The following is a 24,175-nucleotide window of genomic DNA, read 5'->3' as shown; positions in this document are numbered from 1 at the left end:
GTATTGAATATGCAAATCCCGGATGTTAGTTTCATCCGGGATTTTAATTTTTAACAATGAATATATAGCCATAAGGTACCAATATACGAAGCTGCATGGTGTATACTTAGCAAACGGGCCACAAGCCGGGGACGCTTGCGGCAGCGAGGATATGACGCCTTGCATTGGACTTAAATACGCAGCCTTCTCTAATAAAAAACATTTCTCTCACACTATGGAGGAAATAAAAAGCCTTTCTATGGCTTGATAGGACATATTACGGATTAGATTTATTCCACTGAATATATCGGGGAAGTTTAATAAATTCAATCAGATCCTCTTTTTCAGGAGTTGGAGGCATACTTTTTACATCAACATAACCAATTTCCAGTGCGGTTGATTTTTCACCCAAAATGTTATTGAGTAACAAATAAAGAGCCTGCAAAAAATCTTTTTCACGGGTTGGGCTAAAATTGTCTATATGTACTCTTAAACCGATTTTTTGAGATGTTTTATTGTTCAGTGGATTGAAACGCATGGTTTCTGGGTTTAGTTTGATTCCATTATATTCAATAGTACCCAATCCCATAGCAGGCTTAAAAGCGATTATGTTCCAGTATTCTAATGTGGGAGCTTGTTTTACAAGAGCTTCGACCTGGTCAAAAAAAGCAGTATCGCCTTCAGCTGTAATAATCAAATCTTGCTTTTCATTGGGATGACCACCTATTTCAAAAAACAAGTGGTCGCAGTATTCATGTAAATGGGAAAGAAGATTATCTAAAATTCGTTCTTTCTCATTGTCGTCATTAATCTGATTAAGGAAGAAGAACTTAGCTTCATTCACTTTAAACCAGTCCCAAAATTGTTGTTCTTTAGTCATTGTATCTAAATAATCTTGAGATTAATATGTGTAAGGTTTGCCTGTTTTCGTATCTTTCGTTTATTGGCATGAGTCATAGAAAATAAGTCGCTGGGCAGGCAGCCTAATATATGAAATATTATGCTTTTGGATATACTATAAAACGCCGTTCTGAAAATTTGTTGTCGTTTTATAATCGCCTCCGGCTGGTGCGCGCGTGTCGCGCGTAGCCACGCTGATAGGTAACAGATGTAAAGTATTGAATATGCAAATCCCAGAACCAGCATAGACATGTCAATGTTTTTTTATATTTTCTTGTACTAAAAAGCTTTTCAATAGCAATAATCCGCAATAGGGATAGCAGTGAATACCGGCCTCGCGCCTAATGCCTTGTAGGCGTATAAACGGATAGCCTGGGCCGTAGGCATTGCCAAAATAACGAACACTCCACTATTGAAACGTATTTCCCATCTGGAACATAGGCAGGTACATGGCTATCATAATAACCCCCACCAGGAAGCCCACCACGATAATGAATAATGGCTCCATCATGCTGCTTAGGGAGGTGGTTTGGTATTCTACTTCTTCTCCGTATTGTTCGGCTATTTTAGCAAAAAAGTAGTCCAGCTTATTGGATTCCTCCCCAATCCTCACCAGTTGGATCATTTTGGAAGGATAAACCTTAAATTGCTGCAGGCTTTGGTGCAGGGATTTACCGTTAAGAATGTCGTCCTCTACCTTTTGCAGCGAGGATTCGATGGGATACCAGCCCACCATCTGCCTGCTCAAAGCAATAGCCCTTAGTAACGGAACGTGAGCACTGATGAGTAGCCGCATAGAATTGCAGAACCTGCCCAGGTATATTTTTTTGATGAGGTTACCGGCTATCGGCACTCTTAACAGAAAACCCGACACAATTTTGCGGTAAGTTTCAGTTTTGCGTACCCGGTATAAAAAGATAGTCAACGCCGTAAACAACAGGAAAACCGGAAGAAAATAGGTCTCCATTCCCTTAGAAATGCTGATAACCATTTCGGTTATCCAGGGCAGCTGGCCGCCAAAACGCTTCAATACATCTGCAAACATGGGCACCACTACTTTCAACATAAAGTAAACCGCGCCAAACGACGAAAGCAGTACCATACAAGGGTAGGTTAGTGTAGATACAATTTTGCGCCTTTGTTTGATTTTGCCCTGGTAATATTTAGCCAGGTCCTGCAGCACCTCAGAGAGCTTACCGGTTTCCTCACCAATCTGGATACTATAAACCTCGTACAACGAAAACTTACCCGATTTTTCCAGCGCTTTGGAAAAGGCAATACCATTATTTAATACACTATCCTGGACGTCTTTAAATAATTTCCGGTCGTTTTCTTTTTCCTGCTCGGCGGTAACCAGTTCCAGGCTCGTTTTTAAATTAATGCCTGCCAGCAGGAGGGAGCTTAATTCCAGGTACAGGTATTCCTTCTTCTTATCACTTAGTTCTTTACCCCCAAAACTAATGTCGCGGTTTAAAAAAGCCAGTATGCCCCCTTCCTCAGCAGGTTTTGAAGGTTTGGGTGCTTTCTTTTTTTCGTATTGGCTCAGGTCAATTGTCGGCATTGGTCTCTTGTTTAAAAAGGTCAGCGGAGCTGTAAAGTTTAAAGTAATGAAAGGTTATTTTTTCATTATGTGATAACAGGTCTAGTTCAAGTTCATCAATTCTGCTACTTACAGTATCCTGCGTAACCATGCTCACAGGCTGCTGTTCAAATGTCATGCGGGTGCTTTCCGTTTTTATTTTAAAGGTATCAGTAATTCCGCTTACACGTACAATGTAATCGTTGTTTAATATATAGCTGACGTTGCTTTTATTGTTTTTCAGGAAAATTCCCGAGTCGTTTTTAATGATCATATCAGCCCGCCGGAAATCCCGCTGAAGTAGCTGGTCCAACTGCACCAGGCTGGCAGATTCTTCATTCTTAAACAGAAAGGAATGATAAGAGCTGCTAACTACAGAAAATGCCGTATAAACAATCAGGATAAGTATAGCCGAAACCATCATAGCAATAGTAACCTCCATAATGGTAAAAGCATTTAATTTTTTATGGTTCATACTTTTTAATCATTATTTCCCTTACCTCTGTTATTCTCTGTTGGTTCTCGTCATAGGCTGTTAAATGCAGCTCACTTAATTCAGGTTCATTTTCAACCGGTTTTAATTCGGGTATTATCCTTAAGTTGTCCTGGTTAAATGGCTGTTCCGGCAATTCCCGGGTTTGTTCTGCGTTAAGCAGAATGTTTTGAAGAATGGCAGCTGCCCGGATCTTTTTGGTGGACAGCGCCTGCTGTGTTACATTGGCAAAAATCATCATGGCCATACCAAATATCACAACAATAATAACCATGGCCACCACCACCTCGACTATTGTGGATGCGGCTATCATTCCTTTTTTTACTATTTTTCTTCCAGCCATTGCAGTATTTTTTTCTTTGGTGATGCTACCGGCATCATTTCACTGGTTAAATAATACCTGGATAGGGAAGGGGCATCAATCTTCAGGTTGATGAGGTAGTTTTCATAGCGGGTAAATGTACTTTGGTATATAAAACGGGTAGTAAATGCACTGCCTTTTATAGTAACGCTATCTTTTGTCGATAGCATATTTTGTGCATAAATTTGCCCGCTTATCTGTGATCCCTTACCTAAACTAATGGTAGCAGGCAATGCCGATGCTTCTTTTTCATAAGTGAAAATACAACCATCTATCCTGGTGTTTTGACCAATATTGATCTGCGGGGGAAACCCCACCATTGGCGATTTATACCGCAACAGGCCTATACAGGAGGGATAATTAAACCTGCAATTTTTTTCGACCCCTATGGAATCTGTTGCAAACAGCTGGCAGTTGCCATGAAAACCTTCTTTAACCAAAATAGCTTTTGCAAACACCAGTACGTTATTTAATATCGCTGTACTGTCAATCGTTAACAGCGTATCAGAATACAAAATGATATTTCCGGATATACTGGTATTCTTTAAAGTATAAGAATTTGAACCCAGGTTAACGATATAGGTTGGATCGCGAAAGGAGGTTTTGGTTGTATCTACATTCCATTTCTTGTTTACAGGGCCTCTCGACTGGTTGAATAGCCGTTCCAGTATATTTAGCCGGCCTTGATTAAGCAAGGGAAGTTTACGCTGGCTATCACGCGTTTTGCCAATAATAAGCCGTTTATCGCCCTGGTAGGCTTTATTATCCACATAGGCAGGTTTAACACCTGCTTTGGGTATATATACATCGCCGCGTATCGTGGTTTTTCCGCTTACTGATACAGGCCGGTCTTCATCTATGAGGTAAATTGCAGCCCATTTTGAAGAGTCAATTGCAAAGGCGGTTGAAAACACTTTAAACAGGGTATCCTTTTGCTTAAAAGCCTCGGCAACGCTTATATCGTATACGCCCCAGGGGATATTTTTAAGCTTAACGGAGTCATCCTCATTATTAAATAAACTGAATGATTTGCCCTGGAGGTACATACTATCCCTGCTTGTAAGTAAGATATGAACGCCGGAGGAAAGATTGTTTTGTAAGCGGTCGAACCTGGCTTTTACCTGGTACTGTCCGCGAAAAAAATAGGCGGCCAGAATCAGGGATGAGCAGAGTACTGCAATGACCAGGGCTATAATGATCACGATATATAAGGCCGAAGCTTTAATCATGAGTTTTGCCTGGTTTTTTCTTCTTTTTGAAAATATTGATCTTGTTAAAAAATGATTTTGGCTTTTCGTTCAACATCTGGCCATTTTTGTAATATACGGTCCGGGTGGAATCGCGGCCTTCATAAATTACAACGGGTCCGTTAAACTCGTCCTGGTAATATTTTCCTGTTTGTTTCACACTCCCATCCGGGTTGAAAAAACTGAAATTACCCGAACGGATACCCAGGTCCCAGTTAACCAGCCGGGTCAGTATACCTTGTTCATTCCATTCTTTCCAGATTCCGTCCTTTAAGCCTTTTTTAAAAATCCCCTGTGTTTTAAGGTTTTTATTGAGGTAAAATTCGGTATAACTGCCATTTAGCAGTTGCCCGCTGTAGCCTCCCTGCAGCGTATGGATTTTGTTGGCGGCATACCAATAATATTTAAGATCGGGTTGCACATCCGGGTTTGATGAAACAGGTATAACCTCTGCCAGTATGGTTTTATCTGTATCGGTGATCCGTATTTTGTGCAGGCCATAATCCGGCATTTTTTGAGCGAATGTCTGGAGCGTTAATGTAAGGAATAGGAAAGTATAAACGAGTTTCATTTAGTTGGCGGGTTTGATGCGGATATATTTTGTTTTACCTTCATGATTAACCAGTACAGAATCCTTCATGTTCCGAACCAGTTTTATGTGGTCAATTGTTTCACCTTCGTTCATCGTGGCTTCTTTACCATTGATATGCAGAAAGGCGATCAGCTTTTTTGAATCAGGATTCCGTATGTAACCCGAATATTGGATAATGTCCCAATTGAAAACAGGCTTCATATTCGTTATCCCGGTTTTTAAATAGGGTCTTCCCAAAGACCGAGGTTTTACCGTGTCTTTTTTTACAATTAATCCAAAAGGGTCCCTGTAATTGAGCATTAACCGGGTAGTATCTTTAGGTATGGCATAATCATTAAAAACCTCTTTGGCAGCAGGCGGTGGAATATAAGCGTCATCATTGCTTCCACCGTACGCGGCAACTATTCTGTATATAATAATCCCCCATACAATCAGCACAACGAAGATAAGCACATACGTCAAAACTTTATTTTTTTTGATCATAACGCCTTTTTATAGCAGGGTGAAATTTCTTAAACCGCTGGCTTTGCCTTCTTTGCCAGATGTGTTTACTGCACTTACTTTCCAGTATATTTTTTCGCCGCTACTACCCAGGTTAAAATTATAACTGGTGGTATTTAAAGTAGCGGGGAAAGTATTGTTGTACAAAGTGGTCGAATCGCTTTTAAACACGTACAATTTATAACCGGATACGCCGGTAACCGCGTTCCAGTTAAGTTGTACAGGTAAACTTACAGTACTGCTATTATTGGGTGAAACTAAACTTACCTGTGCAGGCAAAGCGATTGCATAGGTGACATACCTGATTGCCGACCATTTGGATTGTTCGGTTTCATTTTCAGCACGTACACGCCAACCATAAACCTGTTCCTTTGGTACATTGAAACTTACCTGCTGACCGGGGACAACCTGGTTATAAACAAGGGTGTTTTCGTCAATAAAATTATTGGTATCAATCTCTACCTGGTATTTGGTTGCGCTGAATAAACTGTTCCATTTAAAAAGAATGGTACTTTGGTTGCTGGTTGCATTATTTGCCGGTGAAGAGAGTGTTAGGGTTTGGTTTGTTAACGAAGACTCCTCCACGGTGAAACTTCTTACTGTTGAATATTCAGTTTGAGAGCTTCCGTTTTCTGCCCTTACCCGCCATTCGTATTTCCCAGGATCAAGGGTCGACGCAAATTTATTGCCATTTATTAGCGTATCTAATACTAAACCGCCAATGGAATCAAATCCGGGAGTAACTACCTGTAGCCGGTAATTCAAGGCATCTTCTACTTCGTCCCACCAAAAATTAACTGTGTATTTAGTGCTTTGGTATTGGTTTGCAGGGGCTTCCAGTTGTACTTGCCTTTTAGCGATTGATGGTTCTATGAATTCTTTGCAGGAAGTTAAAAATGCTGTTAAAGCCAAAAATGCAAATAAGATATACGGAAGTGATAAGCGTTTCATTTACCACTAATTTAGAAATATTCTCATAAATCATATTAGAATTATTAATAATATTAATAGAGAGTTAAAATATGATAATGAAGTACATATCCATGCGGCATAACAAGGCACGGGCCAATGAGCCCCCTCTAAATCTCCCCCGGTAGGGGAGACTTTTTGATTTTTAAGCCCTCCCTTATGACGTATTTGCAAAAAAAGCCTTTTGTCATGCTTAGTGGTAAAATTTCGCGAAACGCTGAAGGGGGAATGACAAACCGGCGAAAGACTTACGAAGTTTTTACTTCGTAAGTCTAGGGTTCTACAACATGTCATGGGTAACGTTTGAAGCATCTATTATTCGCTATGCTTCTTCGCCCAGTACAATCTGCGAATAGATCCATCACTGCGTTCAGGATGACAAATCTTTTAAAACGTCATTTCTCCTTGCAAACTATTTACCCGCTGCCAGTTGCTCCCTGCCAACTGTTCTGCCCGGATACACTTTTAGTGCCTCCTCTAAGCAAGTCATGGCACTTTTAAGATCGTTGTTATTAAGTACATAAGCCAACCTTACTTCGTTTGTACCCGCACCAGGGGTGCTGTAAAAGCCGGTTGCAGGCGCCATCATTACGGTTTGGTTGTTGTAGCTAAAGGTTTCCAGCATCCATTGGCAAAACCTGTCGGCATTGTCAACTGGTAATTGGGCTACTACATAAAATGCGCCGCCCGGATTAGGGCAATAAACGCCGTCCATTTTATTTAATGCAGCAACCAAAGTATCCCGTCTGCTGGTATATTCTTTATTTACAGTTTCAAAATATTTATCGGGGGTATCCACCGCTGCTTCGCCGGCAATTTGTTCAACCATGCCGGGGCTCAGCCGGGCCTGGGCAAATTTTAATGCCGCAGTACGCAGCTCTTTGTTTTTGGTAATAAGGCAGCCTAAGCGGGCACCGCAGGCGCTGTAGCGTTTGCTTACTGTGTCTAATACCACTACGTTTTCTTGCAGGCCATCCAGGTGCATTGGCGAAATAAATGTGCGGCCATCATAACAAAACTCACGGTAAGCTTCATCCGAAAACAGGTACAGGTCATATTTTAAAGCCAATATCTTTAATTCTTCCAACTCGTGCTCCGAATAAAGATACCCGGTAGGGTTATTAGGATTACAAATGATAATGGCCCTGGTTTTATCAGTGATTAGCTTCTCAAACTCGCTGATGGATGGTAAGGCAAAACCATTGTCAATGTACGATAGGATGGGTTTTACCACAATATCGCTCTGGCTGGCAAAACCGTTGTAGTTGGCATAAAAAGGTTCGGGGATTATTACTTCGTCGCCCGAATCCAAACAGGCCATCATAGCAATGGTAATGGCTTCAGATCCGCCGGTAGTAACAATAATATCCTCGGGTGTAATATTGTAACCCAGCTTGTTATAGTATTCTGTAAGCTTTTTCCGGTAGCTTAAAGTGCCTTCGGATGCGGTGTAGGCCCACACCTTAAAATCGATATTTTTGATGGCATTCAGCATGCCTTCCGGTGTTTCAATATCAGGCTGGCCGATGTTTAAATGGTACACTTTTTTGCCGTCCAGCTTAGCCTTGTCGGCATAAGGTGTTAATTTGCGTATAGGTGACGCGGGCATGCGCTGCCCTTTTTTAGATACTTTTGGCATATGCAAAATTAGTAAAAAGATGGCATTGCTCCATTTATATAGCGCCTTATTAATTAATTTCACATAAATCGATAAATAAGGTCGAAAACCAATTATCAGCTTTAGGCTTTATGCAATTCTGCTTTGAGCTTCTTTTTATTACTGTCATAAACAAAAAAAGACCCAATTTGGGTCTTTCGTAATATTTAACTCACTCAATTATTTTAAAATGGTATGGTGAATATATTGTAGTAGCAATTACCTGCTCGATGCCGGTTTAGCAACAACTTCGCCAATTATATTCAAATATTTCTCTGGTGTAACAGCGTTTGATTTAACAACTATTGTTTTGTTAAATGGTGCGGCAACAGCAGCATTATAAGTGATTTTTATTGTTCCTTTATCGCCGCCTTTTACGGGAGTTTTGGTGTAATCGGCAATGGTACAACCACAGGTTGGCCTTACCTCGGTAAGTATAAGTGGCTCTTTGCCAATATTGGTAAATTCAAAAACAGTGGTAACGGGCGTGCCTTGTGGTACTTTACCGAAGTCATGTTTTTCCTCGTTAAATTTAAACTCGGCTTTTTGGTTATCTTGTGCCGATGCAGTAAAGGCAAAACCTAAAACCACTGCGCAGATCATTAATATCTTTTTCATATGCTATATTTGATTAACACAAATATAAAAGGTTTAATGTAATATCAAAACTATTGGCATTACTTCATGTTTTAAATGTTACTATACCAATTACAGAATAGAATTTTATAATTTTACCGTCTAAACAAAATTTTATATGCCCGGAACAGCAATACGTGCGACCAGTAAATTTGATTCTGCTGAGCTCAGTTTTGATGATTTTAAAAAGATTGTGATTGATGATTACCGTATTGGCTACGAAAGCAGGCAAGCCAGTTTAATAGGTAGGAAAGAAGTTTTAACGGGCAAGGCTAAGTTTGGTATTTTTGGTGACGGTAAAGAGGTTGCGCAACTGGCTATGGCAAAGGCATTTCGTGCAGGCGACTGGCGTGCGGGTTATTATCGCGATCAAACTTTTATGTTTGCTACGGGTATGAGCAACCTTAAAGAGTTTTTTTCACAGCTTTATGCTCATCCCGATGTAGAGAAAGACCCTTCATCTGCCGGCAGGCAAATGAATTGCCATTATGCAACCCGTTTTGTAAATGCCGATGGCAGCTGGATAAACCAGGCCGAAACGATGAATTGTTCATCGGATATATCAACCACCGGCGGTCATATGCCGCGTTTGCTGGGGTTGGCTTATGCGTCAAAGCTATACCGTCAGAATAAAGAGCTGGAATACCTTAAACATTTTTCTGTTAATGGCAATGAGRTTGCTTTTGGTACTATAGGTAACGGAGCAACATCCGAAGGTGTATTTTTTGAAACCTTTAATGCAGCAGGTGTATTGCAGGTACCAATGGCTATTTCTATATGGGATGATGCTTATGCTATTTCTGTTCCGGCGAAACTTCAAACAACTAAAGAAGATATTTCAGAAATATTGAAAGGTTTTCAGCGCGAAAATGGCTCAAACGGCTTTGAAATATTTAAAGTAAAAGGCTGGGATTACATTGCGCTTTGCGAAACCTATGCCCGTGCAATAACTTTATGCCGGGAAGAGCACGTGCCGGTATTGATACACGTTATTGAGATGACGCAACCGCAAGGCCACTCAAGCTCCGGCTCGCATGAACGTTACAAAACAAAAGAGCGTTTAGCCTGGGAGGATGAAAACGACTGCCTGTTGAAAATGCGCCAGTGGATGGTAACATCGGCTATTTCTACAGAACAGGAGTTGGATGAACTGGAAGCCGAAGCAAAAAAATATGTACGTGAGTGCCAGCGTGAAGCAGCCAGCGAAGTGGTGAATATAATAAATACCGAACTGGAGGAAGCCGCGAAACTAATTGAACAGTTTGCCGAAGGCGTTTCAGTTAAAGATAAGGTTGCAGATATTGTAAGCACGTTGCGTAAATGCTATGATGCCGGGCGCAAGGATATTGTATCGGCCATACGCAAAACTCTTAGAGCTACTGTACACGAAGATTCTGCAGAACGACAAATATTGGTTGATTGGTTAAATACCGAGAACGCTAAGAATAACGTCCGTTATAATACCAAACTTTTCTCCGATACTCCTCAATCACCTTTATACGTTCCGGTGGTACCGGTTACCTACAATGAGGATGCAAGGTTGATTGATGGCCGCGAGGTATTAAACGCCTGCTTTGATGCCAACTTTGAGCGCGATAAAACGATAGTTGCGTTTGGTGAAGATGTAGGTGCTATAGGCGATGTTAACCAGGGATTTTCGGGGCTGCAAAGCAAATATGGCGACGTGCGTATTACCGATACCGGCATTCGTGAAACTACTATAATAGGGCAGGGCATGGGGCTGGCTATGCGTGGCTTAAGACCAATAGCCGAGATACAATACCTTGATTACCTCATATACGCCATAACTGTTATATGTGATGATATTGGCAGCCTGAGCTACCGCACTTTTGGCGGACAAAAAGCGCCGCTTATTATACGTACTCGCGGGCATCGGCTGGAAGGTATCTGGCATTCAGGGTCGCCATTGGGTATGATATTAAGTTCGATGCGTGGTTTTCATATTTGTGTACCGCGCGATATGACACAGGCAGCTGGTATGTATAATACCCTGCTGCGCGGCGATGAGCCTGCGTTGGTTATCGAGAGCCTTAATGGTTATCGTTTAAAGGAGAAGTTACCCGCCAATGTTGGTGAGTTTACCGTGCCTTTAGGCAAAGCCGAGATCATGAGAGCGGGTGCCGATGTTACGGTTGTATCTTACGGGTCAACTTTACGCATCGTTTTAGAAGCCGCCGAAGAGTTGGAAAAGATGGGCATTCACATTGAAGTTATTGATCCGCAAACATTATATCCTTTTGATACAGAGCATATTTGTAGTGCTTCATTAAAGAAAACCAACAAGTTGCTTGTTGTTGATGAAGATGTACCCGGAGCTGCTTCGGCCTATATTATTCAACAAATAGTAGAAGAGCAAAAAGGATATTATTCATTGGATTCGCAACCCCGGACGCTGACTGCCAAAGAACACCGCCCTCCATATGGCTCCGATGGTGATTACTTTAGCAAGCCATCGTTTGATGATATTGTTGAGGCTGTTTATGCTATTATGAGCGAGGCAAACCCGGCTAAATTTCCGGCGATTTACTAACAAAATAAAAACTTTATAATACCGTCATTGCTTGGTACCGCAATGACGTGTTGGGGAGAGCGTTTTCTTTCAATTACAAGCACTATGAATTCTACCAATTTTTTAACCATATCCAATATCATACAAACACGCCGCAGCATCAAACCCAATATGATGAACGGGCATAAAGCGCCAAACGGCCACATTGCAGCTTTGCTTGAGCTTGCCGATTGGGCGCCTACCCACGGTTATACCGAACCCTGGCGTTTTGTTGTATATGAAAACCCCGCCAAGTTTTGCCAGCAACATGCAGAATTATATAAGCAAAGTGTAATCCCCGAAGATTTTAATGAAACTGTTTTTAATAATTTGCTTCACCAGGGTGATAAGGTTTCGCATATAATTATTGTTATTATGCAGCGTGGCGACTTGCCAAAAATTCCTCCCGTTGAAGAAGTTGCGGCTGTTTCCAGCGCTGTTCAAAATATATTACTTGGTGCTACTGCACTAAATATGGCTTCGTTCTGGAGCACCGGCGGCTTAATACTAAAGCCAGTTATGAAAGATTTTTTACTCCTGCGCGATGAAGACCAGGTAATAGGGGCATTGTACCTTGGTTATGCAGATCATCGTCCGGAGGGAAAAAGAAACATCCTCCTCGAAAACAAGGTAAAATGGGTGAAATAAGGTAAATCGATTACTGTTTGATAACACTAAAAGGACGGCTTAAGAAGCTGTTTAAATTTAATTTATTAATGTTTTAGACTTCTAATTAAGCACATATCCACGCGTCATTGCGAGGTACGAAGCGATCCCTGTCTTACAGAGTAGCTTTGCAAATCCGCTCTGTATAGTTTGGGATTGCTTCGTGCCTTATAATGATATGATTGTAAGTTATTGATTATCAATATGTATTTTTTACACATAAACCCGTCATTGCGAGGAACGAAGCAATCCCCGATTTACAGAGTAGCTGTGCAAATCCGCTCTGTATTTTGGGGATTGCTTCGTCGTACCTCCTCGCAATGACGATCACGGGTGATTGTGGTACCCATACATGTCATTACTTTTTTTCCAGCTCGGCTGGTCGGTACTCGCAACGATGATTTGTTTTTTTATTTTTAGACAGCCTCTTAGTAAGTAAAGCTGGAATGTATTCTTTTTTTGTTTGGTTGCCCGCCATTATAATAGGAATCGTTTTTATGGCGATTCGCCGAAATAAGAGATAAATTTTTAGAGGAAACCTTTTGCTTTTTTGTCTCGTAAAACGGACTTATAATTTCTTTATGAATAAAGAACTTTCATTTTAGTAGAAAAAAAATATTTTAAAATGACTTTTCTTTAAATAGAAAATTATACATTTGTAATTGTTCGGTTCCTAATACCGTTCAAGATCCTAAATTCTAAGCCTTTTGCTGATTTTACTATTGATTAAAAATTAAACTCAAAACAAGTATGAGGAAGTATTTTTGGTGCTTAACATTAGCGGTCTTATTTTTCTCAGCAACTATAATTGGTTGGAGATCGCCGGGTTCAGGCAAACTAAAAGGAGGGGTAAATGAAAGTCTATCTGCAAAAGAACTATTTAACCAGTATGTTAATAACCTCTATCTTGCAGCTAATTTACAGGAATCGGGGTTAGCTTTCGAGGTATTTGAAAAGGCAGTTACCGGTTATACCAATTTAAAACTCGCTCATAAATTATCACAAAATACTGCGGTGCTTACGGTTGTTGATTTTACCAAACCGAGCCGCGAGAAACGTATGTGGATAATTAATTTATTTAGCAAACAACTGTTACTAAATACCTGGGTAGCACACGGTGAAGGAAGCGGCATGGAAATGGCAAACCGTTTTTCAGATCGTAACGATTCGCATCAAAGCAGTTTGGGATTTTACCTGGCCGACGATGTTTATATGGGTAAACACGGCCGTTCTTTACATTTGGACGGTATGGATGAAGGATTTAACATAAGTGCCCGTCAACGGGGTATTGTTGTTCATGCTGCCGACTATGTGAGCCAGGGAGCAATTAACCAGCTGGGTAGGTTGGGCCGCAGTTTTGGCTGCCCTGCTGTTTCTCCTAATGTTGCTGATTTTGTCATCAATACTATCCAGGGGAAATCGGTGTTTTTTATCAACGGTAATGATGACAGGTATACTTCAAAATACCTGGATGAAACCGCACCATTAAACCAGGTTGCAGCTGATTCAACATCATTTGATATAGCGAAACTTTAAGTACCTTATCCAATTATAAACCTGGATGCCCGGCCTTAACCAACCGGGCATTTTTTATTTCCCCATGATTGTTTGAAGGTGAGCATAAAGCACAATATCCAATCCGTACACATCGGGCCGGTATTGCAAGGTGCCATTTTCATCTGCCCAACAGGTAACATAAGTTATGTATATAGGTGTTTTTTTAGGTAAGGAGATATTTGTAGGCTCGGGGTTATCTTCGCTCATATCCTTTATTATGGTGTCCAGGTCTTCACCCTCGCCAAAAAGGCTCTTAGCTAATGCCTGCGGATCTCCCAATCGCACACAGCCATGGCTCACGGCGCGCATACTTTGCCTGAAAGCAGCTTTTGCAGGCGTATCATGAAGGTAAACGCTGCTCTTGTTCTTAAAAAGGAATTTGATCGTACCCAGGGAGTTATCAGCACCGGGGCGCTGTTTAAAATCATAGTCAAGGTTATCCTTGGTTACGGTCGACCAGTCGATATCTTCAGGATCCTCAACTAAGTCGCCATTTTTATATACGTCGATATTCTTGTTCGATAGATAGTACCTGTCCCTGGCCGCTTCAACAATGATCTCCTTGGTGGCTATGCTTTGCGGTATATTCCAAACGGGGTTTACATCCACACTATGTATTAAACTACCTAATTGAGGCGTTTCGCGCGGAAATGGTTTATCAATTTTGGCAGTATCGCCAAAGTTGATAAGTGTTTCTTTATTATCCATGTTGCGCCCCTGGCCAACACAAACCTTCATGTTTAATACAGATTTACCATCTTCAAATACATCAAGGCGGTAGTCGGGAATATTAACATACACATATTTAGGTTCATATGGTTTATTTCGCCAGCGTAAACGTTCAAGGTTGACCATTAAACAGCGTTGCGTTTCTTCTTTTGACAGCCCGGGTAATGCTTCGCCGCTGATAAAAACTTTCTGTAAGGCAATGTACTGTGGATTTTTAGGCTGAATACTATCCAGGTAATTTTTAATACTTGCAGCTGCAAACACGGCTTTCATCGAGGTACTGTCAGGACGTTTTGTTGCTGTAAAATATCTTGAGTAGATCTTTTTAGGGTTAATAATGCCAAACTGCAGCGCATTGGTGTATCTTGTAAGTGTGCTCGCCGTAAGTAACTCCAATTTTGCCAGGGTAAGGTATGCCTCATCAATTGTTTTAATCCCATTTTTATCATGAAATTTAGCAATTAAAGCTTTCAGTTTTTTAGGTCGAAACAGGTTTGAATCCAGGCCATGTTCATTAGCTTTAGTGTAATATTGAGGTATGGCATCCAGGTCGCCATTACTTAAATGGTTTAATACAAAAGTGGGCTGGTATTCGTTAGCTTTATAATATGCTTCTATCCCGGGTCCATTGGCTAATTTCGACTTTTCGGCAGCCAGCTCTTTTTTAAATACCTCGGCATAGGCTTCGGGGTCAACATCTTTAAAAACTTTATTTTGCGTTATCCTGAAAAGATCGTTGGCCATTTCAGAATGCTTTTTCTTACAGCTTTGAAAAGTGGACAATAAAGCAAACAATGAAAGTAATATAAGGGAGGGAACGGCTTTATTTTTCGTGACGGAGGGCATAATCAAATTTAGTTAAATAAGTCTTATGATTAGCAATACCCATACCACAAAGGCTGTAAGTTTTTAATTAAATTTGAAATCAGACAATTTATCAGCAACATTGAAATAATTATGTCAATAATCTCAAAAAAACATACATTTTTCTCGATTATTATAGTTTTTTTACTGCCATTTTTAGCTTTTTCTCAAGGCTTTAAACCAGTAAATAAAGATGCATCGCCCGAAGCCGTAAGACTATTATCTTTTTTATATGAAATTAAAGGCAAGCACATTTTGTCGGGCCAGCAAAATTACAACAGTGATCTGACCATATTTTCGGACAGTGCAAAAGCCATAACGGGAAAGTATCCTGCCCTTTGGGGTTCTGATTTTATGTTGTGGGGAGATAAAGATCTTGGCCAAAAACTGGTTGACGAAGCTATAAAAAAATGGGCCGACGGTTACCTTGTTACTATTATGTGGCACCAGGGCCGACCAACTGATAATCCCCCATATGACTGGAAGCAAAGTATCCAGGGTAAATTGACAGAAGCCCAATGGACAGAATTGGTAGCCCCAAACACACCCTTAAACCAAAAGTGGCTGGCTGATATAGATAAGGAAGCAGGTTACCTTAAACAGCTGCGTGATGCGCATGTGCCTGTTTTATGGCGACCATACCATGAAATGAACGGTGTTTGGTTTTGGTGGGGTGACAAAAAAGGAGAGAATGGAATTAAAAAGTTGTGGAAAATGATGTACGATCGCTATACCAATTATCATCATTTAAACAACCTGATATGGGTTTGGGGGGCAAACGGTTTACGTGATATTCCTCAGGATGAGGCTTATGACTATAAATTATATTATCCGGGTGCCAACTATGTGGATATCCTGGGATCAGACGTATACCATTTTGATTATGAACAAAAGGATTATAACGAATTGCTTAAGCTGGCCAATGGCAAAATAATATGCCTGGGCGAAACAGGAGAATTGCCCAATACCGCGGTATTGGCAGCACAACCCGAATGGGTCTGGTTTATGGTGTGGACCAGTTGGTTATGGACAGACAATACCCACGACAGGGTGAAAGAGGTATATGGGCTACCGCAAACCCTAAACCATGATGAGGTTAAAACAATGCTCCAAAAGAAATAATGGCAGATAAATTACCAGAAGTTTGGCTTCGTGGGCCATTAAGTGATATGCCTTCCCTGGTACAACCGGTAGCCCATGCGCTCTTGCAGGCCAGGGAAGAGCTTAATGAATTGCTGTATGATTTTCCTGCAACATTGTTATGGGATAAGGTGGCAGGGATGGCGTCGCCGGGTTTTCATTTGCAGCATTTAACGGGCGTATTAGACAGACTTTTTACCTATGCAAAAGGAGAGAGGCTTACCGAGAGGCAGTTTGAATATTTATCGGCCGAAGGAAAACCGGATGAAGATTTAGATGTAACATCGCTTGTGAAGCAATTTAACCTGCAGGTTCACAAAGCGTTGAAGCAATTATATGACGTAGATGAATCAGCTTTAAAAGAAGTAAGGGGAGTAGGTCGTTCCCAGGTTCCTTCAACGGTAATAGGCCTTTATGTACATGCGGCCGAACATACTATGCGGCATTTAGGGCAATTGCTGGTTACCGTTAAAGTGCTTAGGAGCGAAAATCCGGCTTAAGAAAATACAGCTACAGCATCCTTAAGATTTTTGGAAAAGTGCGTTACCACAGCATTTTGATGCCTGTTATCGGGATCGAATAAAAATGTATCGATGCCTAAGGCTGAAGCTGCTTTTATCTCCGATTCAGGATCATCACCAATAATCAATAGCTCTTCGGGCTGATAATTATTAGCAGCCATGATCAGCGCAAAAATATCCTTTTTAGTTTGGGTGGATACTTCAGGATCAACTATATAAATCGCTTTAAAATCTTCCTCGATATCCAATAATTTTATTTTGCTCCACTGCAGTTTGGTAAAGCCGGTAGTTACTAAAAATTTATCAATTTTAGTTTCGCTGATGTGTTTATACTCGTCATAGGGCCGCATAGGCAAGGTATACTCCAGATTTTTAAGCATATCGAGACCCTTGTTTTTTGCGGCGTCGCTAAGGTTAAACTTTTCGGCAACCTGTTGATAAGGCCTTCTTTTCATTTCCTCTTTTAGCTTTTCTACCTCCTCCAAACCTATTTCTTCTGCAAGGCTGTCAACAAATTCAAACACACGGCTAAATAAATTATCCGAAATTGAACTCACGGGATATATAGTATTATCCAGATCTAATATAATTGCCTTTTTCATACTAAATAGTTTGATCGGTTATGATAACAGCTTCTTTGTTTTTTATGTTGAATTTTTTTAAAAAATAATACCCGGTAGATACAAACAAACATACGCCTCCTAATACCCACCATAATGTATCAAAGCCGCCATAAGCAATAATCTGGCTTCCAACCGCCGGCGCTATGATTTGTGCTGCAGACCACGACATACTGTAAAGGCCTGCATATTCGCCACGGTTACTGTTTGTGGTACGGCTAAGCCAAAATGTGTTCATGAAGGGCATACTGATTATTTCGCCCAGGGTCATTAATGTTACAATGAATATAGCCACAAAAGCAGTATGGGGTAATATATTCAATAATACAAAACTTAAGCCCGAAATTAAAACACCAACTCTGATATAAGTTAGGGGATCCCTTTTACCATCAAGTTTATGTACCAGAATCATTTCGATAAGAACGATGATTATTCCGTTTAATGCAAGCAGGAAACCTATAAAACGCACGTTAAAATGCCATTGTATTTTATAAAAAACAGGTTGCATGATAAAAAACTGGAAGAAGCAGATAGAGAACAATGTACCCAATAATATAAAAATCAGGTAAATATGGTCTGAATAGGCGGATTTTGATATAACGGCTTCCGTGATTGCTTTTACTGATTTTTTAATCTTTGACCGTGGCATCAATATTAATAGTAATAAGCCGGCAAAAATATTGGTACAACCATCAACCCAAAAAAGCGAATGGTAGCTGTATGAAGCTAATAAACCACCTAACCCTCCGCCAAATGCCCAACCCAGGTTGGCAGCCAGCCGGTTTAGGGAGTATGAGCGGGTTGTATTTTGTTCGCTGCTGTAATGTGCTATAGCGGCGGAGTTTGCCGGCCTGAAGGATTCATTACAAATGCTCAAAATAAAAGTGCCTATGCCAACACTTATAAAAGTATGCTGAAAACCCAAAATAACAAACATTACACCGCCAAGCAGCAATGACCCAACCTGGATATCATAAAAGCCAATTTTATCCGACAGTCGCCCCCCTATAAATGCCCCGGAAATAGCTCCAATGCCAAAAATAGCCATGATCCATCCAGATTGTACAATAGTAAAATGCAGCTGCTGAATGGTGTAAATGCTCATAAAGGGCACAACCATAGTACCGCTCCGGTTAATAAGCATCACCATGCTAAGGTACCAGCTGTTTTTAGATAGACCGCTATAGGCTTTTTTGTATGATTGAATAAGAAGGGTAAGCATTGCCATGTAAAGATAGGCAATACCCGCCTATAGCTTTGCCATTTTACTATCAACATTAGCAAAAAAAATGAATATTTTTTGTTCCGGCCGGAAAGCCTTTTGAAGTACTTTTTGGAACTCAAAAACGGTACTTTACATGCACCGTTGATACACTTTTCATGCACCTGCGTACCATCTTACAAGTACCTTCCACACCTCCTTGGAGTTTCCTTTAATAACGGTTTAATTATGGTTATTCTATTTGTAATCAGATAGTTTGATGTAATAACAAATTCAAGGAGCTTTCATTTTAAACCGAATAGGGCATTTATCTTACAAGATAAGCGCCCTGCCTGGTTATATACAAGGTTACAAAAAATTAAACAATATTCAACTGTTAAGACCGTAACAAATGCTTACAGAAGATCAAACCGAACGATATTTTATTAAAGTTCTCCCTTTGGCAAAATCGAATTCCTGTTTCTCAGCCAATGATCGGCCAGTACCAAGGCAGCCATGGCCTCAACAATAGGCACGGCACGCGGCACCACACAAGGATCATGGCGGCCTTTACCCGATATTTCGGCGGCGTTACCTTCACTATCAATAGTAGCCTGGTTTTTCATGATGGTAGCAACCGGTTTAAATGCTACCTTAAACTCTATTGGCATTCCATTGCTGATACCACCCTGGATACCACCCGAAAAATTAGTGATGGTACTTATATCTCCAAAATGCGATTTAACGAAGATGTCATTATGTTCAGATCCCCGCATTTCGCTGCCGGCAAAGCCCGATCCAAATTCAAAACCATGTACGGCATTGATGCTTAGCATAGCTTTACCAAGGTCGGCGTGTAGTTTATCAAAAACCGGGTCGCCTAAGCCAACCGGGCAGTTTTTAATGTAGCAGCTTACTTTGCCGCCAACCGTATCGCCATCCTTACGCACGCTATCAATAAATTCTATCATTTCCTCGGCAGTAGCCGGATCGGCACAGCGAACAATGTTTTTTTCCCGTTCATCAATAAATTCCTGGATGTTACTGATATTAACATTAGGTGCTTCTATCTTACCTACGCTGCTAACATGGGCGGCAATCTCTATTCCCTGGCCTTTAAGCAATAGTTTTGCTAATGCCCCGGCAGCAACACGCGCTGCGGTTTCGCGGGCCGAGGAGCGCCCTCCGCCACGATGATCGCGGATGCCATATTTGGTTTGATAAGTATAATCGGCATGAGATGGACGGAATACATCTACATTATGGGTGTAATCCTTTGAACGCTGATCCTCATTCGGAATAAGCATGGCGATAGGGGTCCCCGTGGTTTTACCCTCAAATACACCCGATAAGATCTTTACTGTATCACTTTCTTTACGCTGCGTAGTGATCTTTGACTGGCCGGGTTTACGTTTATCCAGCTCGCCCTGTATGTAATCAATATCAACCACTAATTGTGCAGGGCAGCCGTCAATTATTACTCCAATCGCTTCGCCATGCGACTCGCCAAAAGTGGTTATCCTGAATACTTGCCCAAATGAATTGCCTGCCATTTTGTTAGATATGAGATGTAATAATTAATAACGTCATTTGTGCCTTATAATGACGTGTTTGTAAGTCGCTGACTGTCAGTATATATTTTTAATACAATCTATGTCATTGCGAGGAACGAAGCAATCGCATGCAATACAGGGCGGACCTGCACAGTTCGCGATTGCTTCGTTCCTCGCAATGACATGGGTGTGAAGCCCTAAACCCAACAAGCCTTTTACCTTTTACCTTTCGCCTTTAACCTTCTACCGTTTCCACAGTAAATCCTTGCTTTTCCAGGTCAGTCCAGAAAGCCGGATATGATTTGTCCACTACCGGGCCGTTCTCAAATTCCAGTTGAGGAATAATCAGTGCCAGCGGTGCAAAAGCCATAGCCATACGGTGATCATGATAAGTATTGATAAACATACGTTCGGGGATAAACTTTTCGCTGCAGTCAAGTTTATAAACCTGGCCTTTTTCAATTAGTTTAACACCCATTTTTGCAAGTTCGGTCTGCAGTGCCAAAATACGGTCGGTTTCCTTGATCTTTAGCGTTTCAAGGCCTGTAAATGTAGCTTCGTGACCCAATGCCGCACACACAACAATAACGGTTTGCGCCAGGTCCGGGCATTCCTTCATGTCAAATATTTTACGACTTAAAGGCTTTGCTTCTTTCAATAAATGCACACCGCCATCTTTAAATTGCGATGTGATCCCAAAGTTAGCCATGATCTCGGTGATCACACTATCACCCTGCAGGCTATAAGGTGTTAACCCGGTAAGTAATAGTTCGGCTTTATCAGCTAAAGCCGCTATGGCATACCAGTATGATGCCGCACTCCAATCCGGCTCAACGTGTAATGATGTTGTTGCAAAATCCTGATTTGGTATTGAAATGACATTATCAGTCCAAACGTGCTGTATGTTTGCACTTTGCAACATAGCTAAAGTCATTTCAACATATGGGCGCGAAGTTAGTTCACCCTCAATATGTAATTCCAAACCCAAAGGCAATCGGGCAGCGATGAGTAACAGGGCCGTAATATATTGACTGCTGATGTTACCTTTAATACTGATCTTACGAGTGAGCTGCCCGAAATTGCCTTTTAGTTTTATAGGAGGATAGCCCTCTTTTTCTTCATAATCAATATGGGCACCCAGTTCCCGTAACGCATCAACCAATACACCTATTGGCCTTTCCTTCATCCTTTTGCTGCCGGTTAAAATTACTTCATCATCCTGTATGGCATAAAAGGCAGTCAAAAAGCGCATAGCCGTGCCGGCAGGGCCGATGTCAACAGTGGTGAGCGGTGAGTGGTGAGTGGTGAGTGGTTCGCCGCTGTTATCTGCCAATACCTCTTGATTCCTGACTCTTGATTCTTGGCTCTTCCTTAAAATCCCTGCTAATAACACAGCATCAGCCGCGTCAGAAACATTTTCCACCTTCACTTTACCGTTGCTTAGCGCTTCGATAATAAGTGCGCGGTTACATTCACTTTTCGACCCGGTAAGGTTTACCGTGCCATTTATATGCTTATTACTTTTACTCAGGATGATGTTTTGCATCGTTTGGTTAGTCTTAAGTCCTAAGTCGATAGTCTTAAAGTCAAAAGTCAAAAAAGAATAAACAATTTTTGACTTTTGACTTTTGACTTTTGACTTAATATTATGCGTGTGTTAGTTTTTCTGCTGCTTGTCCCGCTTCGTTGGCGTTCATGACAGCTGTTTGCCTGCTGATAGATTCGGCGTGTAAAAGTTCCAATAATTTCTCGGTAAACTCGTCGCCCAATTTTAAAGCTTTTGCATAGTTGCTACGTTTTTGAAGGATCTCGTCCCAACGGCCAACCTGTAAAATAGTAATGTTGTTATCTCTTTTGTATTGACCAATCTTGTCAGCAATCTGCATACGCTCGGCAATTTTCTGTATAACTAAATCGTCAATTTTGTCGATCTGTTTGCGCAACTCGCCCAGTTTATCGTTTACTTCGGCATTACGGGTCTCTGGTTTACGTAAAGCCAGGTGATCGATAATATCAGCAAGGGCAGCAGGAGTTACCTGTTGTTTTGCATCTGTCCAGGCTACGCTTGGGTCGATGTGCGATTCGATCATTAAGCCCTGCATATCAAGATCTAAAGCTTTTTGTGATATGTAACCAATCAGGTCGCGGTTACCAGAGATGTGACTTGGATCATTAATGATAGGAAGTTCAGGAGCCAGAGTTTTTAAGGCGATGGCGATATCCCACATCGGCTCGTTACGGAAAGCTGACTTTTCGTAAGATGAAAAACCGCGGTGAATAGCAGCCAGTTTGGTGATACCGGCGTTGTTAATACGCTCCAAGGCGCCAATCCATAAAGAAAGATCGGGGTTTACCGGGTTTTTAACCATTACCGGTACATCAACACCACGTAAGGCATCGGCAATTTCCTGTACGGTGAAAGGATTAACTGTTGAGCGGGCGCCAACCCAAAGTATATCAACACCGGCTTTTAAAGCTTCTTCAACATGTTTGCCTGTTGCTACTTCAATTGCGGTTGGCAAACCTGTTTCTGCTTTAGCGCGTTTTAACCACTCTAAACCAATACTGCCGATACCTTCAAACTCTCCCGGACGGGTGCGTGGTTTCCAGATACCTGCACGTAAAGCAGAGATTTTACCGGTTTGAGCTAATAAATGAGCTGTGGCTACCAGCTGATCTTCAGTTTCGGCACTGCAAGGACCCGCAATTACCAATGGTTCTTTACCGGTTTTAATCCAGGTATGAAGCGGCTGTATGTTTAAATTTAGTTTCATCTTTTTAATTATTTGTCGGGCTTTTTGATTTTTAAGCCCAGGGGTTATTTTATATTTTTTGTTTTTAATTATTGTTGTCGATCTGCAGGATCTTAAATGTTGCGCCGGATATTGATATATCTCCGTACCCGCTCAATTCTTTGGGGTTTAGGTGTTACTGATAACTCATCTTCGTGTCTTTCATATTCGCCGAGTATATTAAAGTTTTGTGTGTATTTAAGGATCTGTCTTATAGCGCTATCATAACGTTTTTGTTCTTCCCACTCAACATCCACATAAAAATTGTACTCGTTACGCTTACCTAAGATGGGCATTGATTGAATCTTGCTCATGTTTAAGCCCTCTTCGGCAAAAATATTAAGCACTTTGGCCAAAGCGCCAACTTTATTACTCACCTGGAAACAAAGCGACGCCTTATTTACATTTTTCTTCTCCATGTTATTGTGATGGGTAAGGATCAGGAAACGTGTAAAATTCCTTTTGTTTGATTCGATCCTACGCTCCAACACGTCAAGTCCGTAAAGACTTGCAGCAAGAGAATTTGCAATGGCCACTGTGTCGGTTAGTTGTTCGTCGCGTATGCGTTTGGCACAGGCGGCAGTATCGCTGCTTTCCACAATTTTAAGGTGCGGATATTCGTCAAAAAAATCAACACACTGGCGTAAGGCGATGGGATGGGAGGTTACATATTTAACATCCTCAAACTTTACACCCGGCAATGCCATTAAATGTAATTGTATGGGTAAGTAAATTTCACCCACTACCGGGAAGCCATAATCAAGCAACAGGGTATAGTTAGGCAATATGCTGCCGGCAATGCTGTTTTCAATAGCCATTACCACATAATCAGCTTCCCTGTTCTTTAAACTTTCAAATGTTTGTTTAAAGGAGTTGCACTCTATCATCTGGGCATTTTCGCCAAAATATCTTAAAGCGGCCTCTTCATGAAACGAGGCGCGGATCCCTTGTATGGCAACTCTTGGTTTTTCTATTTTCATAACCCTGTTAAAGCAAAAAATCCCGGCATTTTGTGCCGGGACTTTTTAAATTCTTTATGTGTGTTAAGT

Annotated in this window: 22 protein-coding genes; 5 read left to right on the top strand and 17 right to left on the bottom strand. The window is 41.2% G+C overall.

Annotation, left to right across the window (positions count from 1 at the left end):
- Positions 1 to 256: 256 nt before the first annotated feature.
- The 10 genes from AC1DQW_RS25485 to AC1DQW_RS25440 all read right to left on the bottom strand — a co-directional run bounded on the left by AC1DQW_RS25485 (position 257) and on the right by AC1DQW_RS25440 (position 8,896).
- A complete protein-coding gene (locus AC1DQW_RS25485) occupies positions 257 to 859 on the bottom strand; it encodes a hypothetical protein (protein ID WP_477456627.1) in 603 nt (200 codons plus the stop codon).
- A 429-nt stretch (positions 860 to 1,288) separates the two neighbouring features.
- On the bottom strand, positions 1,289 to 2,440 hold the full coding sequence (locus AC1DQW_RS25480; RefSeq protein ID WP_477456626.1) for a type II secretion system F family protein: 1,152 nt from the start codon (positions 2,438 to 2,440) through the stop codon (positions 1,289 to 1,291).
- Positions 2,427 to 2,933: a PulJ/GspJ family protein gene (locus AC1DQW_RS25475; RefSeq protein ID WP_477456625.1), complete on the bottom strand. Its 507-nt coding sequence runs from the start codon at positions 2,931 to 2,933 to the stop codon at positions 2,427 to 2,429. The genes AC1DQW_RS25480 and AC1DQW_RS25475 overlap by 14 nt, the downstream gene beginning before the upstream one ends.
- A complete protein-coding gene (locus AC1DQW_RS25470) occupies positions 2,923 to 3,294 on the bottom strand; it encodes a hypothetical protein (RefSeq protein ID WP_477456624.1) in 372 nt (123 codons plus the stop codon). The genes AC1DQW_RS25475 and AC1DQW_RS25470 overlap by 11 nt, the downstream gene beginning before the upstream one ends.
- Positions 3,276 to 4,541: a hypothetical protein gene (locus AC1DQW_RS25465; RefSeq protein ID WP_477456623.1), complete on the bottom strand. Its 1,266-nt coding sequence runs from the start codon at positions 4,539 to 4,541 to the stop codon at positions 3,276 to 3,278. Before AC1DQW_RS25465 ends, AC1DQW_RS25470 begins: the two co-directional genes overlap by 19 nt.
- Entirely contained in the window at positions 4,534 to 5,130 is a 597-nt protein-coding gene (locus AC1DQW_RS25460; protein WP_477456622.1) for a toxin-antitoxin system YwqK family antitoxin, read from the bottom strand. Before AC1DQW_RS25460 ends, AC1DQW_RS25465 begins: the two co-directional genes overlap by 8 nt.
- A complete protein-coding gene (locus AC1DQW_RS25455; protein ID WP_477456621.1) occupies positions 5,131 to 5,634 on the bottom strand; it encodes a hypothetical protein in 504 nt (167 codons plus the stop codon). It lies immediately after the preceding gene.
- Between the two features lie 9 nt (positions 5,635 to 5,643).
- The gene (locus AC1DQW_RS25450; protein ID WP_477456620.1) at positions 5,644 to 6,603 is read right to left on the bottom strand and encodes a fibronectin type III domain-containing protein; all 960 of its coding nucleotides are present in this window, start codon (positions 6,601 to 6,603) and stop codon (positions 5,644 to 5,646) included.
- A gap of 430 nt (positions 6,604 to 7,033) precedes the next feature.
- Entirely contained in the window at positions 7,034 to 8,260 is a 1,227-nt protein-coding gene (locus AC1DQW_RS25445; RefSeq protein WP_477456619.1) for a pyridoxal phosphate-dependent aminotransferase, read from the bottom strand.
- Positions 8,261 to 8,497: 237 nt separating this feature from the next.
- Positions 8,498 to 8,896: a DUF1573 domain-containing protein gene (locus AC1DQW_RS25440; RefSeq protein WP_477456618.1), complete on the bottom strand. Its 399-nt coding sequence runs from the start codon at positions 8,894 to 8,896 to the stop codon at positions 8,498 to 8,500.
- 136 nt (positions 8,897 to 9,032) lie between these two features.
- Here AC1DQW_RS25440 and AC1DQW_RS25435 point away from each other — a divergent pair, with 136 nt between their 5' ends.
- The 3 genes from AC1DQW_RS25435 to AC1DQW_RS25425 all read left to right on the top strand — a co-directional run bounded on the left by AC1DQW_RS25435 (position 9,033) and on the right by AC1DQW_RS25425 (position 13,685).
- A complete protein-coding gene (locus AC1DQW_RS25435; protein ID WP_477456617.1) occupies positions 9,033 to 11,465 on the top strand; it encodes an alpha-ketoacid dehydrogenase subunit alpha/beta in 2,433 nt (810 codons plus the stop codon).
- Positions 11,466 to 11,549: 84 nt separating this feature from the next.
- Positions 11,550 to 12,131 carry a nitroreductase family protein gene (locus tag AC1DQW_RS25430; protein WP_477456616.1) on the top strand — a complete coding sequence of 194 codons (582 nt, stop codon included), beginning with the start codon at positions 11,550 to 11,552 and terminating at the stop codon, positions 12,129 to 12,131.
- Between the two features lie 768 nt (positions 12,132 to 12,899).
- Complete coding sequence (locus AC1DQW_RS25425) at positions 12,900 to 13,685, top strand: murein L,D-transpeptidase catalytic domain family protein (RefSeq protein WP_477419823.1); 786 nt, start codon at positions 12,900 to 12,902, stop codon at positions 13,683 to 13,685.
- Positions 13,686 to 13,739: 54 nt separating this feature from the next.
- On the opposite strand, the gene AC1DQW_RS25420 is transcribed toward AC1DQW_RS25425, so the two are convergent.
- Positions 13,740 to 15,179 (bottom strand): L,D-transpeptidase family protein, encoded by a 1,440-nt coding sequence (locus AC1DQW_RS25420; RefSeq protein WP_477456615.1) that lies wholly within the window; start codon positions 15,177 to 15,179, stop codon positions 13,740 to 13,742.
- A 213-nt stretch (positions 15,180 to 15,392) separates the two neighbouring features.
- Between AC1DQW_RS25420 and AC1DQW_RS25415 the strand changes: the two genes are divergently transcribed.
- Both AC1DQW_RS25415 and AC1DQW_RS25410 read left to right on the top strand, forming a co-directional pair.
- Positions 15,393 to 16,421 (top strand): glycosyl hydrolase, encoded by a 1,029-nt coding sequence (locus tag AC1DQW_RS25415; protein ID WP_477456614.1) that lies wholly within the window; start codon positions 15,393 to 15,395, stop codon positions 16,419 to 16,421.
- The gene (locus AC1DQW_RS25410; protein WP_477456613.1) at positions 16,421 to 16,939 is read left to right on the top strand and encodes a DinB family protein; all 519 of its coding nucleotides are present in this window, start codon (positions 16,421 to 16,423) and stop codon (positions 16,937 to 16,939) included. Before AC1DQW_RS25415 ends, AC1DQW_RS25410 begins: the two co-directional genes overlap by 1 nt.
- Here the strand turns inward: AC1DQW_RS25410 and AC1DQW_RS25405 are convergent.
- The 6 genes from AC1DQW_RS25405 to AC1DQW_RS25380 all read right to left on the bottom strand — a co-directional run bounded on the left by AC1DQW_RS25405 (position 16,936) and on the right by AC1DQW_RS25380 (position 24,106).
- Positions 16,936 to 17,562 carry an HAD family hydrolase gene (locus AC1DQW_RS25405; RefSeq protein ID WP_477456612.1) on the bottom strand — a complete coding sequence of 209 codons (627 nt, stop codon included), beginning with the start codon at positions 17,560 to 17,562 and terminating at the stop codon, positions 16,936 to 16,938. The two genes, AC1DQW_RS25410 and AC1DQW_RS25405, sit on opposite strands and share 4 nt — an antisense overlap.
- 1 nt (position 17,563) lies before the next feature.
- Positions 17,564 to 18,802, bottom strand: a complete 1,239-nt coding sequence (locus AC1DQW_RS25400; protein ID WP_477456611.1) for an MFS transporter — start codon at positions 18,800 to 18,802, stop codon at positions 17,564 to 17,566.
- A gap of 425 nt (positions 18,803 to 19,227) precedes the next feature.
- Entirely contained in the window at positions 19,228 to 20,334 is a 1,107-nt protein-coding gene (gene aroC, locus AC1DQW_RS25395; RefSeq protein WP_477456610.1) for a chorismate synthase, read from the bottom strand.
- A gap of 235 nt (positions 20,335 to 20,569) precedes the next feature.
- Complete coding sequence (gene aroA, locus AC1DQW_RS25390; protein ID WP_477456609.1) at positions 20,570 to 21,880, bottom strand: 3-phosphoshikimate 1-carboxyvinyltransferase; 1,311 nt, start codon at positions 21,878 to 21,880, stop codon at positions 20,570 to 20,572.
- 100 nt (positions 21,881 to 21,980) lie between these two features.
- Positions 21,981 to 23,108 (bottom strand): chorismate mutase, encoded by a 1,128-nt coding sequence (locus tag AC1DQW_RS25385; protein WP_477456608.1) that lies wholly within the window; start codon positions 23,106 to 23,108, stop codon positions 21,981 to 21,983.
- Between the two features lie 92 nt (positions 23,109 to 23,200).
- Positions 23,201 to 24,106: a prephenate dehydratase gene (locus AC1DQW_RS25380; protein ID WP_477456607.1), complete on the bottom strand. Its 906-nt coding sequence runs from the start codon at positions 24,104 to 24,106 to the stop codon at positions 23,201 to 23,203.
- Positions 24,107 to 24,175: the final 69 nt, after the last annotated feature.

This window comes from Mucilaginibacter sp. P5_A4, assembly GCF_056400605.1.
The sequence above is the reverse complement of the archived record's forward strand: the minus strand, read 5'-3'. Positions and strand labels throughout refer to the sequence as shown.

Coding starts and splice junctions, on each gene's coding strand:
- AC1DQW_RS25485 (WP_477456627.1), bottom strand. CDS start 859: ATGACTAAAGAACAACAATTTTGGGACTGGTTTAAAGTGAATGAAGCT.
- AC1DQW_RS25480 (WP_477456626.1), bottom strand. CDS start 2,440: ATGCCGACAATTGACCTGAGCCAATACGAAAAAAAGAAAGCACCCAAA.
- AC1DQW_RS25475 (WP_477456625.1), bottom strand. CDS start 2,933: ATGAACCATAAAAAATTAAATGCTTTTACCATTATGGAGGTTACTATT.
- AC1DQW_RS25470 (WP_477456624.1), bottom strand. CDS start 3,294: ATGGCTGGAAGAAAAATAGTAAAAAAAGGAATGATAGCCGCATCCACA.
- AC1DQW_RS25465 (WP_477456623.1), bottom strand. CDS start 4,541: ATGATTAAAGCTTCGGCCTTATATATCGTGATCATTATAGCCCTGGTC.
- AC1DQW_RS25460 (WP_477456622.1), bottom strand. CDS start 5,130: ATGAAACTCGTTTATACTTTCCTATTCCTTACATTAACGCTCCAGACA.
- AC1DQW_RS25455 (WP_477456621.1), bottom strand. CDS start 5,634: ATGATCAAAAAAAATAAAGTTTTGACGTATGTGCTTATCTTCGTTGTG.
- AC1DQW_RS25450 (WP_477456620.1), bottom strand. CDS start 6,603: ATGAAACGCTTATCACTTCCGTATATCTTATTTGCATTTTTGGCTTTA.
- AC1DQW_RS25445 (WP_477456619.1), bottom strand. CDS start 8,260: ATGCCAAAAGTATCTAAAAAAGGGCAGCGCATGCCCGCGTCACCTATA.
- AC1DQW_RS25440 (WP_477456618.1), bottom strand. CDS start 8,896: ATGAAAAAGATATTAATGATCTGCGCAGTGGTTTTAGGTTTTGCCTTT.
- AC1DQW_RS25430 (WP_477456616.1), top strand. CDS start 11,550: ATGAATTCTACCAATTTTTTAACCATATCCAATATCATACAAACACGC.
- AC1DQW_RS25425 (WP_477419823.1), top strand. CDS start 12,900: ATGAGGAAGTATTTTTGGTGCTTAACATTAGCGGTCTTATTTTTCTCA.
- AC1DQW_RS25420 (WP_477456615.1), bottom strand. CDS start 15,179: ATGGCCAACGATCTTTTCAGGATAACGCAAAATAAAGTTTTTAAAGAT.
- AC1DQW_RS25415 (WP_477456614.1), top strand. CDS start 15,393: ATGTCAATAATCTCAAAAAAACATACATTTTTCTCGATTATTATAGTT.
- AC1DQW_RS25410 (WP_477456613.1), top strand. CDS start 16,421: ATGGCAGATAAATTACCAGAAGTTTGGCTTCGTGGGCCATTAAGTGAT.
- AC1DQW_RS25405 (WP_477456612.1), bottom strand. CDS start 17,562: ATGAAAAAGGCAATTATATTAGATCTGGATAATACTATATATCCCGTG.
- AC1DQW_RS25400 (WP_477456611.1), bottom strand. CDS start 18,802: ATGCTTACCCTTCTTATTCAATCATACAAAAAAGCCTATAGCGGTCTA.
- aroC (WP_477456610.1), bottom strand. CDS start 20,334: ATGGCAGGCAATTCATTTGGGCAAGTATTCAGGATAACCACTTTTGGC.
- aroA (WP_477456609.1), bottom strand. CDS start 21,880: ATGCAAAACATCATCCTGAGTAAAAGTAATAAGCATATAAATGGCACG.
- AC1DQW_RS25385 (WP_477456608.1), bottom strand. CDS start 23,108: ATGAAACTAAATTTAAACATACAGCCGCTTCATACCTGGATTAAAACC.
- AC1DQW_RS25380 (WP_477456607.1), bottom strand. CDS start 24,106: ATGAAAATAGAAAAACCAAGAGTTGCCATACAAGGGATCCGCGCCTCG.